The organism is Streptomyces regalis (assembly GCF_001509475.1).
GTDB lineage: Bacteria > Actinomycetota > Actinomycetes > Streptomycetales > Streptomycetaceae > Streptomyces > Streptomyces regalis.
In genome coordinates, this window is record NZ_LLZG01000001.1 from 116,276 (window position 1) to 133,064 (window position 16,789).

Below are 16,789 nucleotides of genomic sequence, written 5' to 3' on the forward strand. Positions count from 1 at the left end.
TACTAACGGGACGGTACCACGGTGGTTCAGCGTGTGGCGAGCAAACCGTACAGCAGAGGAATGCGCGGCTCGGGCAGCCGCCACCAGCCGGAGGGCGTGCGCGCCATCTGCGGCCAGCGCTGCCAGGGCAGCTCCTCGCTCTCGCGCAGCCGCCGGACGGTCAGTCCCGCTCCGGTCAACGCGCCGACGACCTCTCCTATTCCGTGCATCCACTCATAACTGTCGGTCGCGCCCTCCACGGCCGGACCGTCCGTGTAGGTGCGGGTCGCGTCCCGGTGCACGGCGTCGTCGCCGCCCAGGTAGTCGTGGCGCAGCAGCAGCTCGGGTCCTTCGTCCGGACCGGGCTTCGGGCCGAGGGAGTTGAGCAGTGGATGGAACTCGACGATGTACAACCGCCCACCCGGACGCAGGAGTTGGGCCAGCACCTCCGCCCAGCGGTCGAGGTCGGGCAGATAGCACAGGGCGCCCTTGCCCGTGTACACCACGTCGAACTGCCGCCGCCCCAGGGCCTCCACGGCGTCGTACACATTCGCCTGTACGTACGTGACGTCGAGCCCCGCCTTCTCGGCGATGCCGTTCGCGGCGGCCACGGACGCCTCGGAGAAGTCCAGGCCGACGGCCCGCGCCCCGCGTTGCGCGAAGGCGATCGTCTCGGTGCCGAGGTGGCACTGCAGATGGAGCACATCGCGGCCGGCCAGCTCACCGAGGTCGTCCCACTCGAAGGAGGCGAACCAGCGGTCGGGATCGAGATCCTGGTCGAGGCCGTAGAACCGGCTGGCGAGGTGGACGGGGGTGCGGGCGTCCCAGTTGGCCTGGTTCGCCGACATCATCCGCGCGTGCTCGTCGGTGGTCATGAGGACATCCAACCGCGAACGGGCCGTGCGCGGCGGCAGGAATTCCGGACACGGGACACCCGGGTGTCGATTCGCGCCGGTCCCGTTCGTCGGTGGGGTGTAGGAAGCTCATGAGGACCGGGAGGATCCATGAAGTACATGCTGCTCGTCTGCGGCGACGACACCGCCGACGCCTCGGGCATGACCCCCGTCGAGCCCTGGGTGGAAGACCTCGGGGACCGCAACGTACGCCTGCACGGCCACCGCCTCGCGCTCCCCGCCGAGGCCGTCACCGTGCGGGTGCGCGGCGGCGAGGTGCTGCGCAGCGACGGCCCGTTCGCGGAGACGAAGGAGTACGTCGCCGGGTTCGACATCCTCGAGTGCGACAGCATGGAGGAGGCGATCGAGGCGGCCGCGCGGCATCCCGTGGCCGCCATCGGGGCCATGGAGGTGCGGCCGTTCTGGGAGGACGAGGACGCCGAGGGGCAGATCCGTGCGCTCGACGTCGAACTGACCGAGGCGGCGCGAGCACGGGACGCCGACCGCACGGCGGCCTGCTACGCCCCGGACGTGGCGGCGTTCGTCGACGGCCGCGAACACCAGGGGATCGACGCCCTGCGCAAGTCACTGGAGGAGCTGTTCGCCGACGTCACCGGCCCTGTCACCCGCGAGGTGCTGGACTTCCGGGTCCACGTCGACGAGAGCATCGCCTTCGGGCACGCCCTCGTCCGCCTGCGCGCCACCCGCACCGACGGCGCCCCGCTCGACGACCTGAGGCGCGTCACCACCGGCTACCGCAACGCCGGTCTGCGCTGGCTGATCGCACACGAACACGTCTCTCTCGGCTCTCTCGACACCGAGGAGCGGTCATGAAGGAGGAGCGGTCATGAAGTACGTCCTGTTCCTCTGCACCTTGGTCGGCGGCGAGGAACTCAGCCCCGAGGAGATCGCCGAGGACCCCCGCTTCACCGCGTACATCGACGAGGTCCGCAGCCGTGACATCGTGAAGGGCGGGGCCCGGCTGCGCCCGCACACCGACGCCACCACCGTGCGCGTCCAGGGCCACGAGGTCCTGCTCAGCGACGGGCCCTTCGTGGAGTCCACGGAGTACGTCGCCGGCATCGACATCGTCGAGGTCGCCGATCTCGACGAGGCCATCGCCCTCGCCTCCCGGCACCCCGCAGCGCTGGGCGGCGGTTCGGTGGAGGTGCGGCCGGTCTGGGAGTGAGCGAAGTGCCGGATGTCGAGCCGGATGTCGAGGAAGCCGTCGCCGTCGCCTTCCGTGAGGAATGGGGCCAGGTCGTCGCCACCCTGATCCGGGTGACCGGCGACTGGGACCTCGCCGAGGAGTGCGCCCAGGACGCCTTCGCCCAGGCTCTCGACCGGTGGCGGCGCGACGGAGTGCCGCGCCGCCCCGGCGCCTGGCTGACCACGACCGCCCGCAACCGCGCCCTGGACGTACTGCGCCGGGAGGCGGTGGGCGCGGCGAAACTCCGGGAGGTGGCGGTGCTGGCCCGCGACGAACCGTCGTACGAACCCGAGGACGCGAGCGGGGACGACAGCGGCGTGCAGGACTTGCAGGACGACCGGCTGCGGCTGATCTTCACCTGCTGTCATCCGGCGCTGCCCATCGAGGCCAGAGTCGCGCTGACCCTGCGTACCCTCGCGGGCCTGACCACACCGGAGATCGCCCGCGCCTTCCTGGTCCCCGAGGCGACCATGGCGCAGCGCCTGGTGCGCGCCAAGCGGAAGATCCGCAACGCCGGAATCCCGTACCGGGTACCGCCCGCGCACCTCCTGCCCGAGCGCACGACGGGGGTGCTCGGCGTGGTCTACCTCCTGTTCAACGAGGGATACGCGGCCACCGCCGGCGTCGATCTGGTCCGTACGAACCTCTGCGCGGAGGCGATCCGCCTGGCCCGCGTCCTGGCCCGCCTCATGCCCGACGAGCCCGAGGTGCTCGGCCTGCTCGCACTCCTGCTGCTCCACGACGCCCGCCGCCACACGCGCGTGGACGCCGCGGGCGACCTGGTGACCCTGGAGAACCAGGACCGCACGGCCTGGGACCGGGCCGAGGCCGACGAGGGCACCGCCCTACTGGAGACCGCGCTGCGGCGAGGCCGCCCCGGGCCCTACCAGATCCAGGCCGCCATCGCCGCCTGCCACATGACCGCGCCCACCGCCGACGACACCGACTGGGCCGACATCGCTGCCCTGTACGGCGAGTTGGCCCGCTTCGTGCCCTCCGCCGTGGTCCGCCTCAACCGCGCGGTGGCCGTCGGCGTGGCCGAAGGCACGGATGCGGGTCTCGCCCTGATCGCGGAGCTGGAGGACGAGGGCGATCTGGCCGGCTACCACCTTCTCCCGGCGACCTGTGCCGATCTGCTGCGCCGCGGCGGCCGCATGGACGAGGCGGCCGAGGCATACCGGCGCGCGCTGGAACTGGTCGAGAACGACGCGGAACGGAGGTTCCTCGAGAAGCGGCTCGCGGAGTGTCGATTCGCCTAGGGGCTGTTCGCCGGTGGGGCGAAAGCACGCGTACGGCACTGGAGCCCCCAACGACCGCTCCCGCCCCCGCGCCGGGTTCATCACGATCCTGGACACGCAGTTCCTCTTCGGCCCGGGCTCGGCGCCTGCGCGGTCGCCGTCGTCACCTCCGTCGCCGTGTCCCACACCACCGGACCCGAGCCGCGTTGGCGGCCTGCGTTGTGCTCACGGCAGGCGGGGCTGGACTGTGCGCGGCCGGGCGCGGCTGTTACGCCGATCGCGCCTCCGCCTCCTTCGCGATCTGCTCGAACTGCGCCCCCATCGCCTCGGCCAGAGCCTGCGCGCCCGACTGGGGACGGACCATGACCATGAACTCGTCGATCAGGCCGTCCTCGTTCACCCGGAGGAAGTCGCAGCCGGTGATCTCCCGGTCGCCCACCCGCGCGGTGAAGACCAGCGCGTGATCACGGCCGCCCGGGTCGTTGATCTCCCGCACGTAGCGGAAGTCCTCGAAGACCCGCACCACACCGCGCAGGATCGCCGCGGTGATCGCCTTGCCGGGGTACGGCTTGAACACGACCGGACTGGTGAAGACGACGTCCTCCGCCAGCAGGGCCTCCACGGCATCGAAGTCGCCGGCCTCGACCGCCTCACGGAACGCGCGCATCGGGTCCCCTCATAGTCAATTAGTTGAGTAGGTGCCGATGATAATAATCACCTGCTGTTAACGTGTCCATATGTCCCTCAAGTACGCCGTCCTCGCCGCCCTCCTCGAGGGCGAGGCCTCGGGCTACGAGCTGTCCAAGGTCTTCGACGTGTCGTTCGCCAACTTCTGGCCGGCGACCCCGCAGCAGCTCTACCGGGAGCTGGAACGCCTGGAGCAGGACGGCCTTGTCGAGGCCCGGTTCGTGCAGCAGGAACGGCGGCCGAACAAGCGGATGTTCACGCTCACCGCGGTCGGCCGGGAGGACCTGCGCGCCTTCGCCGCCGAGCCGCCGCGACGGCCCACCGCCATCCGTGACGAACTTCTGATCAAGCTCCAGGCCATGGAGGACCCCGAGACCACCCGTGCGCTGATCGAAGAGCGCATGACGTGGGCGCGCAGCAAACTCGACCGCTACGAACGCGTCCGCAGCCGCCTCCTCGACGGGCGGACCGAGGAGGAGTACCTGCGCGAGACCGACCGCATCGGGCCGTACCTGACGCTGCTGGGCGGAATCTCCTTCGAGGAGGAGAACCTGCGCTGGTGCGAGCGCGTTCTCGCCGTCATCGAGCAGCGCGTCACTGCGGGGTGACGGATGTTCAGTCCCGAAGGCCCCTCCCTGCGCGAACTCGCCGTCCAGGCGCTGTCGTCCGTCGAGCGCGGATACGACCTGCTCGCCCCGAAGTTCGACCACACTCCGTTCCGTACGCCGGACTCGGTGCTCGACGCCGTCACGTCGGCCCTGGCGCGCACCGGCCCGTACGACGACGGCCTCGACCTGTGCTGCGGGACGGGCGCCGGTGCCGAGGTGCTGGCCGAGGTGTGCCGACGCAGCGTCACCGGCGTCGACTTCAGCGCCGGCATGCTCGACGTCGCCCGGCGGCAGGTGGAGACAGGGGACACGCGCGTCGCCTGGGTGCGTGCGGACGCCCGTGCCCTGCCGTTCACCTCCGCCTTCGACCTCGTGGTGAGCCTCGGGGCGTTCGGCCATTTCCTGCCCGATGAGCTGCCGGGGCTGTTCGCCCAGGTCCACTCCGTCCTGCGGCCCGGCGGGATCTTCGCCTTCCCTCTCGTGGCACCGCCACGTCCCACGTCCCCCGCCTACTGGATGCTGCTGGGCTTCGACGCGGCGATGCGGGTGCGCAACGCCCTGTGGCGCCCGCCCTTCGTCATGTACTACCGGGCCTTCCGGCTGGGGGAGGTGCGGAGCGAGCTCGCACGCGCCGGCTTCCAGGTGGAGCTGCAGGCGCTGCCCGAGTTCGGGCGGCGCCGGGACGGGAGCCCGCGCGTGCGGATGGTCGTGGCCCGGAGCCCGCTCAGCCCGGCGCCGGCAGCGTGAACTCGTAGACCAGGGCGTCCTGTTGGGCATCCACGACGAGGTCCGTGATCTCCAGGGGGCGGGCGTACTGGTCGTGCACGCGCCGGGTGACCCGCACCGAAGGCGCGCCCGGGAGCCGGGTGATGGCGTCCCGGTGGTGCAGGGTGAGGCCCGCCTTGCGCATCCAGTCGTAGGCGCGGCGCAGTTGGGCCGATCCGGTGCCGTCGGCGCGGTCGCGATAGCGGGCGAGCTCGGCCACCTCGGCGAGCGCGACCGCGGAGAAGGACGTCACGGCCGTACGCCGGCCGCATCCGTCGGGGCTCGCGGACTCGTAGCGGTGTACGAGGGTCGGCCGGTGCGGGGCGAGCCCCAGGGCCTCGGCGTGTTCCGGCGGGGGAGTCTCCCAGGTGACCGTGGCCCGGTCCACGGCTTCCGGGCTCGTGGTCCGTGCGCCGACCGGGAAGGTGAGCGACGCCGGGGTCTCGACCGGCGGACCGGGCAGCGTGGCATGGCTGCCCCGCCGGTCGGTGGCGACCAGGCCGCTGCGGCGCAGCACCTCCAGCGCCTGCCGTACGGTCTCCCGGCTGACCTCGAAGTGCTCAGCCAACTGCCGTTCCCCCGGCAGCCGTTCGCCGGGTGGGATGGTTCCGTCGCGCAGCTCGCCGACCAGCTGGGTGGCGATCCTCCAGTACAGCGGCTGCGCTTCGGTGAGCGGGTGGTCGTGCGGGGTGGTGCGGGCCATGCCGCGCCTCCTGTTGGTGACGTGTCGTAGCCGTGCGGGCTCGTTGCGCCACCAGATCTAAGCATTGGTCTAAACCACCAGGGAAGGGTGGTCTGTCACTTCGGCCGAAACGGCGCGCGTCGACCGGTCGTCACAGGGTGCTGTAGAGGGCGTCGAGCAGCGCCATCTTCCGCGGGTCATTGGCGATATGAGGCCCCATCCGGTTCATCACATAGCCCAGCGACACCCCGGCCTCCGGGTCCGCCAGACCGCATGAGCCGCCGAAGCCGTCATGTCCGAAAGCCCGCGGGTTGGGCCCGTACGAGCCGTTCGGCCCGCTGAGCCACAGCCCGAGTCCGACCTCCGTCTCGCTCTCGAACCCGGCCCCGAGCACCAGGTCGCGGCAGCTGCCCTGCCCCTCGCGCACCCGCTCGGCCTCCTCGGGGGACAGCACGCGATGGCCGTCGTACGCCCCGCGGCCCGCGAAGATGCCGTACAGCGCGGCGACCGCCCGTGCGGTGCCGTGGCCGTTGGCCGCGGGGATCTCGGCGGCCCGCCACTGAGGCGAGTTGGCGTGGGGCGCCCCGACGGCGGGGTTGGTCAGCGCGGCGAGGGCGGCGGGCGCCAACTGGCTGAAGACCGCGGCCTGTTCACTGGTTGTGGCCACCGGCGGCTGCGCCAGCTCGGCCACCCGCCCGAAGTCCTTCTCGGGCAACCCGATCGCGAAGTCGATCCCGAGCGGCCCGGTCACCTCCCGCTCCAGAAAGGCCCCGGGCAGCAGTCCCGACGCGCGCCGCACGACCTCCCCGACCAGGAAGCCGTACGTGAGCGCGTGATACCCGGATTGCGTCCCCGGCGCCCACCACGGCTCCATCGCCGCGAGCCGCTGTGTCGTCAGCTCCCAGTCGCACAGCTGCTCAAGCGAGTGCGGCTCCCGCAGCCCGGACAGACCGGCCCGGTGCGACAGCAGATGCCGTACGAGGATCTGCTCCTTGCCCGCGGCGGCGAACTCCGGCCAGTACGTGGCCACCGGCGCGTCGAGGTCGATCAGTCCCCGGTCGGCGAGGATGTGCGCGCACAACGCCGTCGGCCCCTTGGACGTGGACCACACGTTGACCAGCGTGTCGCGCTCCCAGGAGCGGCTGTGCGCGGCGTCGGCCCACCCGCCCCACAGGTCCACGACGGTCACGCCGCCCACGGTGACGGCGACCGCGGCGCCCAGCTCCTCGCGCTCCCGGAAATTGGCCTCGAACGCCGTCCGCACCGCCACGAACCGCGGATCGCAGTGCCCGTGCACCTGTACCTCGTGCTCCGCCATGGCCCACCCCTGGTCGTCCGCCGGAAACCCGGGCCGCGGCAGTGCGGCCCGGGCTCCCTGAACGTACCGACTGGTCGGACTTCGCGGAAGGCAGCGAACACGCCGACCTCACCTCACTCGAAGAACAGCGCGCCTTCCGGCTCCCGGTGCCCCTCGACCGTGTGCCAGTAATCGCGGGTCTCGACGGCCGGCCCGGCCGCGTCGAACCGCACGAAGACGCAGCCGGCGAGCGTGGACGGCGCGCCGTCCTCCTCGGCGAGGACCCGGAACTCGGCCACGGCCACTCCGTCCTCGCCGACGACCGGCGCGGAGAAGCGCACGTCGGTCACCCGCTCGCCGGCGAACGACCAGCGCAGATAGGCGGCCAGTTCCGCGCGCCCCCGGTGCGGCGCGCGAAACGGCATCGAGCGGTGGACGCAGTCCTCGGCATACAACTCCAGCAGCGCGTCCACGTCGTGCTCGGCCCACGCCCGCTGCCAGACCCGGACGAACCGCTCCGCCGCCTCACGCGTCCGCATGCGTGGCCTCTCAGGCGTGCGCGCGCAGCCAGTCCAGCTTGGCCGCCTCGTGGAACGGGCCGCCGCCCTCATGGTCGTTGAAGTCGTACACCTCGATGGCCTTCTCGCCGTGGGCCCAGGCGTTGTAAGCCGCGAACACGGTGGAGGGCGGGCAGGTCTGGTCCTCCAGGGCCGCCGAGAACAGGGCGGGCGACTGGCCGCGGGCCGCGAAGTGGACGCCGTCGAAGTAGGACAGGGTGCGCAGGACGTCGTCGGTGCGGCCCCGGTGCGTTTTGAGGTAGAGGCCGATCTCGCGGTACGGGTGGCGGTCCGTGGTGGTCGCGGCGCGCGGGTAGTCGCACAGGAACGGCACATCCGGCGCGATCGCCGTCAGGTCCGGCACCAGACCGCCGACCGCGATCGTGATGCCGCCGCCCTGGCTCGCGCCGAGTGCGACCGTGCGCGAGGCATCGGCCAGCGGATGGGAACGGGCGGCCTCGACGGCACGCACCGCGTCCGTGAACACCCGGCGGTAGTAGTAGTTCTCGGGCGCGTCGATGCCACGCGTCATGAAACCGGGGTAGGCCGGCGCGGCCCCCACCGGGTCCGGCGTCCCGCCACCGGCGCCCCACGCGCTGCCCTGACCGCGCGTGTCCATCATGAAGTGCGCCCGGCCCGTGGACGCCCACAGCAGGTTCTCGTGCGGCAGGCCGCGCCCGCCGCCGTAGCCGATGAACTCCACGACCAGCGGTAGCGGTTCGGTGGCCCCGGCGGGCAGCCGCAGCCAGCCCTTCACCGGGTGACCGCCGAACCCGGCGAACGTCACGTCGTACACCTGCACCGTGGAAAGCCCTGTGTCGACCGGCTCGAAGCGGGCGTTCAGCGGGTGCTCGCGAGCTTCATCGAGGGTCTTGGACCAGAACGCGTCGAAGTCCTCGGGTGCGACCGACTTGCTGCGGTACTCGCGCAGTTCGTCGAGCGGAAGGTCGAACAGGGCCATGAAGGACCGCCTTTGCCAAGAGTGAGTGCGGATGATCACACCGTACGTGGGTGATCGGAGGACTCGCCAGGTCTTCCCCGTGCCGAACGCCTACGATGGCGCCATGACGTCTGCCGTCGATCCCCCGGTGCAGGCTGCGGACCTGCTGGTCAGGGACGCAGAACTACTGGTCGTCGACGGAGAGCGGGAGATCCCGGGCGGCTGGCTGGCCGTCACCGGTGGTCGGGTCACCGGCCTCGGTACCGCCGGGAGCGAACCCGAGGCCCGCACGACCGTCTCGGCGGCCGGACGGCTCGTCACCCCGGGTCTGGTCAACACGCACCATCACATCTACCAGAACCTCACGCGCTCCTACGCGCCCGCCGTGAACGGCTCGCTGTTCGACTGGCTGACCACCCTCTACCCGCTCTGGGCGGGTCTCGACGAGGAGGCCGCGTACGTGTCGGCCTACGTCGGCATGGCCGAACTGCTGATGGGCGGCTGCACCACGTCGTCCGACCACCTCTACGTCCATCCCCGCCCGCGCCTCGTCGACGCCGAGATCCGCGCCGCCCGCGACATCGGCTTCCGCTTCCACGCCACCCGCGGCTCGATGACCCGCTCCGTCGAGGACGGAGGGCTGCCGCCGGGGAGCGTCACTCAGACCGAGGACGAGGTGCTGGCCGACAGCGAGCGCCTCATCAGGACGTACCACGACCCCGAACCGGGCGCACTGGTGCGGGTCGCGCTCGCGCCCTGCTCGCCGTTCTCGGTGACCAAGTCACTGATGACCGCGACCGCCGAACTCGCCGAGCGCCACGACGTACGACTGCACACGCACGTCGCCGAGGACCACGACGAGGACACGTACTGCCTTCAGACGTACGGCTGCCGTCCCGTCGAGTACTTCGAGGAGACCGGGTGGATGAGCGACCGCAGCTGGGTCGCGCACTGCATCTACCCGAACGACGCCGAGTTGCGCCGCCTCGCGGCCGCGGGCGTCGGTGTGGCGCACTGCCCCAGCTCCAACATGCTCATCGGCGGCGGCACCGCGCGCGTGAAGGAGATGCGCGAGCTGGGCCTGCCCGTCGGCATCGGCTGCGACGGCTCCGCCTCCACGGACCACGCCTCGCTCTGGATGGAGACCCGGGCGGCGCTGCTGCTGGGCCGCTATCGCGGTGGACCCGGCGCGATGACCGCCCGCGACGTCCTCGACATCGCCACTCGCGGCTCGGCGCGCTGTCTGGGCCGGGACGACGAACTGGGCCATCTGCGGCCCGGGGCCTGCGCGGACCTGGTCGTGTGGGATCTCCACGCGGTATCGCTCGCCGGCGCGCTCAGTGACCCGGTGGAGGCCTGGCTGCGCTGCGGGCCGGCCCGGGCGTGGACCACGGTCGTCGCCGGCCGGATCCTCGTCGACCGCGGTGAGCCCCGCTTGCCCGGGCTGGCGGATGCCCTGCGGGCGCACGACCGGATCGCACGCCGGATGCAGCAGGGTGACTAGCGTGGTCCGCGCGAAGCGCGCCCAAGCCGTCCGCACGAGGCGCGCCCGAGAGGCAGGCCATCGGGACACCAGCTCGGGTCACGCCCGGCGGCCCGTCCACTCCGGCTCCGTCCGGGCCCACTCCTGATCCCATTCGGCCAGGCGACGACGCATCGCGGCATGGCGTACGACCGCATGGCCGAGGAGGATCACGGCGACCGCGCCGCCCGTCGCGCAGACGCCGATGGTGATGGTGTGCTGCCAGACCGCCGTGCTGTCCGCGGGCGGGGCCACACTCCGGCCCCGGGAGTCGAGCCACACGTCGACCGTGTCGCCGTTCCGTGTGCCCGCCGGGACACGCGCCGTGGCCGTACGCGGACCGCCCTCCGGCTCCGTCCAGCGGACCGTCGTTCTCACGGACGGCCGCCGTCCGCCCTGTGCCATGGGGAGCGCGTCGGAGGTCCTGCCGACGACCTCGGCCCGGATCTGACGGCGCTCGGCACGCTGCTCCCGGGCGGTCGCCCGGGCGTCGTCATGGGCCCACCAGGCCGTGAACACCCCCACCAGGGGAGCGGCGACGAGCAGCAGGACCGCCACGGCCAGTAACGTCCACGCCTCGACGACATCCGAGCGGCGCCGCAGCGGACTGTGCCGCAGGCGCCGGCCACACAGCCGGTATCGCATGGCGTCCAGGTACCCCGTAGACCGGACATCGTTCCTGACGATCCCGGACGGACACGCGGCCGGTGCCGGACCGCCGGTCAGCCGAAGCGTTCGATCCGGATGCGGTGCACGGGCTGGCCTGCCGCGACGAGCAGCCGGGAGGCATGTTCGGCGAATCCATTGGAGCCGCACACATAGGCTTCCCACCCACCGGGAGGCTGCTCGGCCAGGAGCGGCGCCACATGTGCGGCGGCCATGCGTCCCACGGGCACATCCTCCGGCGCGCTCCGCGTGAACACGGGCGTCGTCTCCGCGCCGTACTCCCGCGCGTAGATCAGCTCTTCGGGGCTGCGCGCCGACACCAGCAGCCGCAGCGGCACATCCAGGCCCCGCGCCCGGTGGTGCCGCAGCATCGACATCAGCGGTACGACGCCGGAGCCGGCGCCGATCAGCAGCGCGGGCCGGTCCCCGGGCCAGGCGAAGAAGCCGCTGAGCGGGCCGCGCACCTCGACCGTGTCACCGGGCTCGGCAACCGTGTGGAACCAGCCGGACACCTCACCGCCCTCGACATGGTCCAGGGTCAGCTCGATGTGCCCGGCGTCGTCCGGCGCCGACGCGATCGAGTAGTGGCGCTGGGCCACATAGCCGTCCTCGGCGGTCAGCCGCAGCATCAGGTGCTGGCCGGGCAGGTGGCCCGCCCAGGCGGGCACCGCGAGGCGGAAGGTCGCGGCGTGCGGGCTCTCGCGGCGGATCTCGGTGATCGTGGCGGTCTGCCACACCGCGGCGGCCCGGTTGCTGACGTCGATCCGCCCGGGCACGGCGAAACGGGTCGGGGGAGTGAACGTCTCCGTCACAGTCACCTCAGTCACCGGAGTACCGCTGCTCCTCCCACGGATTGCCACGGGCGTGGTAGCCGTTCTGCTCCCAGAAGCCCGGCTCGTCGTGGTCGAGGATCCGCAGCCCCGCGATCCACTTGGCGCTCTTCCAGAAGTACAGGTGCGGCACCAGCAGCCGTGCCGGACCACCGTGCTCCGGGGCGAGCGGCTCCCCGTCGAACTCCCACGCGATCCACGCCCGCCCGCCGGTCAGGTCGGCGAGCGGCAGGTTGGCGGTGTACCCGGTGTGCGAATAGGCGACGGCATGTGTGGCGGACACATGGGGTCGGACCACATCGAGGAACGTGTCCAGCGACACGCCCCCGAACCGCACTCCGAACTTCGACCAGCTCGTCACGCAGTGGATGTCGCCCTCGTACGCCGACGCCGGCAGTTCGTGTGCCTGCTCCCAGCTCCAGCTGCGCGGCTCCTCGACCAGGCCGTCGATGCGGAAGGACCACTCGGCGGGCGTCAGCTCGGGAGTGACCTCTGCGGACAGGACAGGCCAGTCGTCGCCCGCGTCGTACTGGCCGGGCGGCAGGGCGGCGTTCGGGACGCGTGGGCGCCCGGCGAAGCCTCTGGTGACGTTCATACGGGTGGTGCCTCCAGGCTGCCGCCGTCGGCGACGGCCCGTGGGTCGAGCGTGATCAGTACGTTTGTCATTCAACCGTACGTGTCCCGGCTGGCCTTCGTCGATGTGCGGGAGCGACCGTGATCGTTGGGGTAGGGTTGCCGTTCGGTCGGGACAGTCCCGGCCCTGCGGAGCCCAGGAGGTGAGACCCATTACCGCTGTGTCAGGTCGGGTGCTCTCACCTTGGATCGGCGCGGATCACCGCCAGTAGGCGACCGCGAGAGCACCCTTCGGCTTCCGAAAGGCTCTCGGCTTCGATGCCCTCTCTCTCCTCTTCCTCGTCCTCCCCTTCTTCTTCCTCGTCCCGCTCGCCGCTCTCGCGTGACGCCGTCGTGACCGCACTCCGTGCCGCCGGCTGCGTCTTCGCCGAGGACGAGGCCCGGTTGATCCTGGCCGCCGCCCGCACTCCGGACGAGCTGGCCGCCATGGTGGACCGTCGCGTCACCGGCCTGCCCCTCGAACTCGTCCTTGGCTGGGCCGAGTTCCGCGGCCTGTGCGTGGCTGTCGAACCCGGCGTCTTCGTACCCCGCCGCCGTACCGAGTTCCTGGTCGAACAGGCCCTCGCCCACGCCCCCGACGCGTCCGTCGTCGTGGATCTGTGCTGCGGCTCGGGCGCGGTGGGCGCGGCACTGGCCGTCGCGCTCGGCAACGTCGAACTGCACGCCGCCGACATCGACCCGGCGGCGGTGCGCTGCGCCCGCCGTAACGTGGCCGCTTTCGACGGTCAGGTGTACGCGGGCGACCTCTTCGAGGCGCTGCCCGACAGCTTGCGCGGCCGCGTGGGCATCCTCGCGGCGAACGTGCCGTACGTGCCCACCGGCGAAGTCGGCCTCCTGCCCGCGGAGGCGCGTGACCACGAGCCGCAGGTCGCGCTGGACGGCGGTCCGGACGGGCTGGACGTCCTGCGTCGCGTCGCCGCCGAGGCGCCCCGGTGGCTGGCACCCGGCGGCTGTGTACTGGTCGAGACGAGCGAGCGCCAGGCGCCGAGGGCCCTGGAGGCCTTCACCCGCAGTGGAATGTCGGCGCGCCTGGTCGCCTCCGAGGAGCTGTACGCAAACGTCGTGGTCGGCCTCAACCAGCCGAGCCGACGGGCCTGATCAGGTCGTCGCGCCGCTCTTCGAAGGACTTCCCGAGGGGCCGGAACCATCCCGGTCCCAGTGGCGAGGCCCGGGGAACTTGTCCCGCCACTCGCCCGGGCCCCTCTCCTCGCCCTTCTCCTTCTTCCACTCCGCCCAATTGCCCGCCAGCACACGGGAGGCCGTCCTGGTGTCGTCGTCGGACCGCGTGCCGGCGAGGAAAACGTCCTCGCCCTTCTTGAGGGCGGCGGCGCCGGAGCTCTTGTCCCCGTCGTGACGGACGACGGTGTCCGAGCCGACGGTCCACGTCCACTCGGCGCCGTCCTCGCTCTTGACGGTGACCTGGTCGCCGTCCACCTTCTCGATGGTGCCGCGCTGCCAGATCCGTACGACCCACTCGTCGCTGTCGGGGTCCTTGACGGTCGCCTCGCCGTGCACGCCGCCTCCGCCGAGGCCGAACCCCATGCCGTGACCGTGCCGCCCGCCGGGCCCGTCCGGCGCCGGTGAGCCCGACGCCGACCCGGAGGCCGAGGGCGAGGCCCCGTCACGGGAACCCGACGAGGTCGCGGCGTAGGCGACCGTACCGCCGAGGGCGAGCACGGCCACCGTGGCCGCCACGGTCACCGCCCGGGCCCGGACGGACCGCCGCTGCCACAGCCCGCCCGGCCTTGTGAGGACCTCGAAGTCGGTGTCGGCCGGTTCGCCGCCGACGTGGTGTTCGTGATCCGGATCGTGTGTCACCGCTCGCTCCCATCGGTCACGGCACCCGGCATTCCCCATGCCATGTCTTGCTGTGATTGTGGGTTGCGGACGATAAGGAACCAGTAATCAGTTCCTGTGAAAAAGGGTTGCCGTCGCGGCGTCGGTCGCGGCAGCCGTCAACTCGGGGGCAGCACGCGCGCGATGAGCAGCGCCACGTCGTCGGAGTTGTCGGGCCGGTGCAAGGTGCGCAGGAGGAGGTCGCAGCACTCCTCCAGGGGGCGGTCGGGGTCGTCGAGGAGCTCGAGGAGCGCGTCGAGGCGTTCGTCGAGCGAGTGTTGCCGGGTCTCGACGAGGCCGTCGGTGTAGAACACCAGCTGGTCGCCGGGTTCGAGGGCGATGGTCGTCGTGGAGAAGGCGACGCCGCCGACGCCCAGCGGCGCTCCTGTGGGCAGTTCGAGGAGTTCCGGCGGGTGGCCGTGACGTACGCGGACGGGCGGCAGATGCCCGGCGTTGGCGATCCGGCACTGCCGCAGCTGCGGGTCGTGGACGGCGTACACGCAGGTGGCGATGGAGTGGTCGAGGCCCTCGGTGATCTTGTCGAGGTGTTCCAGGAGCAGGGTCGGTTCGAGGTCGAGGGAGGCCAGCGTGTGCGTCGCGGTGCGCAGCCGGCCCATGGTCGTGGCGGCGTCGATGCCGCTGCCCATCACGTCGCCCACGACGAGCGCGGTCTTGCCGTCCTCCAGCGCAATCACGTCGAACCAGTCGCCGCCGACCTCGGCGCTTGCCCCCGCGGGCTGGTAGCGGGAGGCGACCTCCAGGCCGCCGGTCACCGGCGGATGGCTGGGCAGCAGGCTGCGCTGCAGGGTGAGGGCGGTGTCGCGGGCGTTCTGGTACCAGCGGGCGTTGTCGATCTGCACCGCCGCGCGGGCGGCCAGCTCACGGGCGAGCAGCAGATCGTCCTCGCTGAACGGCAGCGGATTGCGGGTGCGCTTGAGGTCCAGGGCGCCGAGCACCTCGCCGCGCGCGATCAGCGGCACCGCCAGATAGGAGTGCACGCCCGCGCGGCTCAGCTGGACGGCGGCCTCGGGGGAGCGGGCGATGCGCGGCAGATCCTTCTCCTCGACCTGCGCCACCATGACCGGGTTCGCCGTACGCACGCACTCGGTGACGAGGCGGTCAGGACCGTAGCGGGCGACCTGGCCGGGCTGATCGGCGGCGTCGAGGGCCTCCGTGTCGTGTTCCGTCTTGACGGCCAGGGCCCGGATCACCGCTGATTCCGCGGGACCGAGGCTGCTGCGTCTGCCCTCCACCACGGCTTCCAGCAGATCCACGGCCGCCACGTCGGCGAGCTCCGGCACGGCGACGTCGGCCAGTTCGCGCGCCGTACGGTCCAGGTCCAGCGTGGTGCCGATCCGCGCGGAGGCGTCGGCGATGAGCGCCAGACGCCGCCGCGCCGTTTCGGCCTCGACGGCGGCCTGATGCTGCTCGGTGATGTCCACGGCCATCCCGGCCACGCCGAGCACGGTCCCCGCCGTGTCCTCCAGCCGATACAGCGAGATGGACCAGAAGTGCTCCCGGTCCGGATCGGCCGGGGTCCGGCCCACGATGCGCTGGTTGATGAGCGGATCCCCGGTCCCCAGCACTACACGCAGCGCCGCCTCGATGGCGTCGGCATCGATGTCCGGCAGCAGCTCGCGCGGTGTATGGCCGATGTGGTCCTCGGCGGGGATGCCGTTGAGCAGGGCCAGCGCCTCGTTGACCGAGACGTACCGCAGTTCGGTGTCGAGGACGGCCAGGCCGACCGGAGCCTGCGCGATCGTCCGGGTCGACAACGCGACGTCCCGCTCCACCTGGCGGACCGTCGACTGGTCGGCGCACAGGCCCAGCGCATAGACGTCCCCCCGGTCGTCCAGCAGCCGCATGTTGCGGAACTCCACCAGTCGGGTGGTGCCGTCCTTGCGCAGGATCGGGAAGGCCCCGGCCCAGCCCTCGCCGGTCTCCATGACGTCGGCGAACAGTTTGACGACCAGATCCAGGTGCTGTTCGTGGACCATGATCCGGGCGGCGTACTGGCCGAGCGCCTCCTGTGCCGGATAGCCGAACAGCTCCTCGGCCTGGGGGCTCCACAGCACGATGCGCCCCTCGGTGTCCAGCACCACCGAAGCCACGCCGAGCACGTCGAGCAGCCCGCTCGGCCCTACCGGCCCGCGCACCGGCTCGTCGCCCTCGGCCACGGGACGTTCGGCTGCAGACATCCCACGCACCGCCTTCGCCCATTCACGCGGCACGCCGTTCCCCCGTGCCGACTCCCCTTGTTCTACCGCGTTCAACCGTCTCCGGGCCCCCTCGGTCGTCCACCTCCACCATCCCTCAACACGGCGATGAACGTCCGCCGAAGTCATCACGGGGCACGGGACTGTGGTCGATCAGACAGCACACGTTCGCTCTATTGGTCTGTACATGACTACCTCGGCCCGCGAGACTGTCCGCCGACACGCCCCCA

Annotated in this window: 18 protein-coding genes; 7 read left to right on the plus strand and 11 right to left on the minus strand. The window is 71.6% G+C overall.

The genetic code is table 11. The features are described 5' to 3' along the window. Positions 1-26 precede the first annotated feature (26 nt). On the minus strand, positions 27-854 hold the full coding sequence (locus tag ADL12_RS00445; protein ID WP_062697190.1) for a class I SAM-dependent methyltransferase: 828 nt from the start codon (positions 852-854) through the stop codon (positions 27-29). A 129-nt stretch (positions 855-983) separates the two neighbouring features. Here ADL12_RS00445 and ADL12_RS00450 point away from each other — a divergent pair, with 129 nt between their 5' ends. Genes ADL12_RS00450 through ADL12_RS00460 form a run of 3 tightly spaced genes read left to right on the plus strand, consistent with a single transcriptional unit; the run spans position 984 to position 3,341 of the window. Further along, on the plus strand, positions 984-1,706 hold the full coding sequence (locus ADL12_RS00450) for an SgcJ/EcaC family oxidoreductase (protein WP_062697192.1): 723 nt from the start codon (positions 984-986) through the stop codon (positions 1,704-1,706). Positions 1,707-1,719: 13 nt separating this feature from the next. Next, a complete protein-coding gene (locus ADL12_RS00455; RefSeq protein ID WP_062697193.1) occupies positions 1,720-2,061 on the plus strand; it encodes a YciI family protein in 342 nt (113 codons plus the stop codon). Further along, complete coding sequence (locus ADL12_RS00460) at positions 2,058-3,341, plus strand: RNA polymerase sigma factor (protein ID WP_244187717.1); 1,284 nt, start codon at positions 2,058-2,060, stop codon at positions 3,339-3,341. Before ADL12_RS00455 ends, ADL12_RS00460 begins: the two co-directional genes overlap by 4 nt. 247 nt (positions 3,342-3,588) lie before the next feature. Here the strand turns inward: ADL12_RS00460 and ADL12_RS00465 are convergent, their stop codons facing one another. Further along, positions 3,589-3,987, minus strand: coding sequence for a nuclear transport factor 2 family protein (locus ADL12_RS00465; protein ID WP_062697195.1), 399 nt, complete (start codon positions 3,985-3,987; stop codon positions 3,589-3,591). A gap of 70 nt (positions 3,988-4,057) precedes the next feature. Between ADL12_RS00465 and ADL12_RS00470 the strand changes: the two genes are divergently transcribed. Both ADL12_RS00470 and ADL12_RS00475 read left to right on the plus strand, forming a co-directional pair. Beyond that, positions 4,058-4,615: a PadR family transcriptional regulator gene (locus ADL12_RS00470; protein WP_062697196.1), complete on the plus strand. Its 558-nt coding sequence runs from the start codon at positions 4,058-4,060 to the stop codon at positions 4,613-4,615. A 3-nt stretch (positions 4,616-4,618) separates the two neighbouring features. Continuing rightward, positions 4,619-5,362, plus strand: a complete 744-nt coding sequence (locus ADL12_RS00475; protein ID WP_062697198.1) for a class I SAM-dependent methyltransferase — start codon at positions 4,619-4,621, stop codon at positions 5,360-5,362. Here ADL12_RS00475 and ADL12_RS00480 read toward each other — a convergent pair. The 4 genes from ADL12_RS00480 to ADL12_RS00495 all read right to left on the minus strand — a co-directional run bounded on the left by ADL12_RS00480 (position 5,340) and on the right by ADL12_RS00495 (position 8,877). Then, positions 5,340-6,083, minus strand: a complete 744-nt coding sequence (locus ADL12_RS00480) for a GntR family transcriptional regulator (RefSeq protein WP_062697200.1) — start codon at positions 6,081-6,083, stop codon at positions 5,340-5,342. The genes ADL12_RS00475 and ADL12_RS00480 overlap by 23 nt on opposite strands. Positions 6,084-6,213: 130 nt before the next feature. Continuing rightward, positions 6,214-7,380 carry a serine hydrolase domain-containing protein gene (locus ADL12_RS00485; RefSeq protein ID WP_062697202.1) on the minus strand — a complete coding sequence of 389 codons (1,167 nt, stop codon included), beginning with the start codon at positions 7,378-7,380 and terminating at the stop codon, positions 6,214-6,216. Positions 7,381-7,493: 113 nt separating this feature from the next. Then, positions 7,494-7,898, minus strand: a complete 405-nt coding sequence (locus tag ADL12_RS00490; RefSeq protein WP_062697204.1) for a nuclear transport factor 2 family protein — start codon at positions 7,896-7,898, stop codon at positions 7,494-7,496. Positions 7,899-7,908: 10 nt separating this feature from the next. After that, positions 7,909-8,877, minus strand: a complete 969-nt coding sequence (locus ADL12_RS00495) for an acetylxylan esterase (protein ID WP_062697206.1) — start codon at positions 8,875-8,877, stop codon at positions 7,909-7,911. Between the two features lie 103 nt (positions 8,878-8,980). On the opposite strand from ADL12_RS00495, the gene ADL12_RS00500 reads away from it, so the two are divergent. Next, positions 8,981-10,360, plus strand: coding sequence for an 8-oxoguanine deaminase (locus tag ADL12_RS00500; RefSeq protein ID WP_062697551.1), 1,380 nt, complete (start codon positions 8,981-8,983; stop codon positions 10,358-10,360). Between the two features lie 78 nt (positions 10,361-10,438). On the opposite strand, the gene ADL12_RS00505 is transcribed toward ADL12_RS00500, so the two are convergent. The 3 genes from ADL12_RS00505 to ADL12_RS00515 all read right to left on the minus strand — a co-directional run bounded on the left by ADL12_RS00505 (position 10,439) and on the right by ADL12_RS00515 (position 12,469). Beyond that, positions 10,439-11,023, minus strand: coding sequence for an Rv1733c family protein (locus tag ADL12_RS00505; protein WP_062697208.1), 585 nt, complete (start codon positions 11,021-11,023; stop codon positions 10,439-10,441). A 77-nt stretch (positions 11,024-11,100) separates the two neighbouring features. Continuing rightward, positions 11,101-11,856, minus strand: coding sequence for a ferredoxin reductase (locus ADL12_RS00510; protein ID WP_062697553.1), 756 nt, complete (start codon positions 11,854-11,856; stop codon positions 11,101-11,103). 7 nt (positions 11,857-11,863) lie between these two features. Next, positions 11,864-12,469: a sulfite oxidase-like oxidoreductase gene (locus tag ADL12_RS00515; protein ID WP_062697209.1), complete on the minus strand. Its 606-nt coding sequence runs from the start codon at positions 12,467-12,469 to the stop codon at positions 11,864-11,866. 296 nt (positions 12,470-12,765) lie between these two features. Here ADL12_RS00515 and ADL12_RS00520 point away from each other — a divergent pair, with 296 nt between their 5' ends. After that, positions 12,766-13,605 (plus strand): putative protein N(5)-glutamine methyltransferase, encoded by an 840-nt coding sequence (locus ADL12_RS00520; RefSeq protein ID WP_062697212.1) that lies wholly within the window; start codon positions 12,766-12,768, stop codon positions 13,603-13,605. Here the strand turns inward: ADL12_RS00520 and ADL12_RS00525 are convergent, their stop codons facing one another. Further along, on the minus strand, positions 13,606-14,325 hold the full coding sequence (locus ADL12_RS00525) for a DUF5666 domain-containing protein (RefSeq protein ID WP_062697213.1): 720 nt from the start codon (positions 14,323-14,325) through the stop codon (positions 13,606-13,608). A gap of 137 nt (positions 14,326-14,462) precedes the next feature. Continuing rightward, positions 14,463-16,541, minus strand: coding sequence for a SpoIIE family protein phosphatase (locus ADL12_RS00530; RefSeq protein WP_062697215.1), 2,079 nt, complete (start codon positions 16,539-16,541; stop codon positions 14,463-14,465). Between the last annotated feature and the right edge of the window lie 248 nt (positions 16,542-16,789).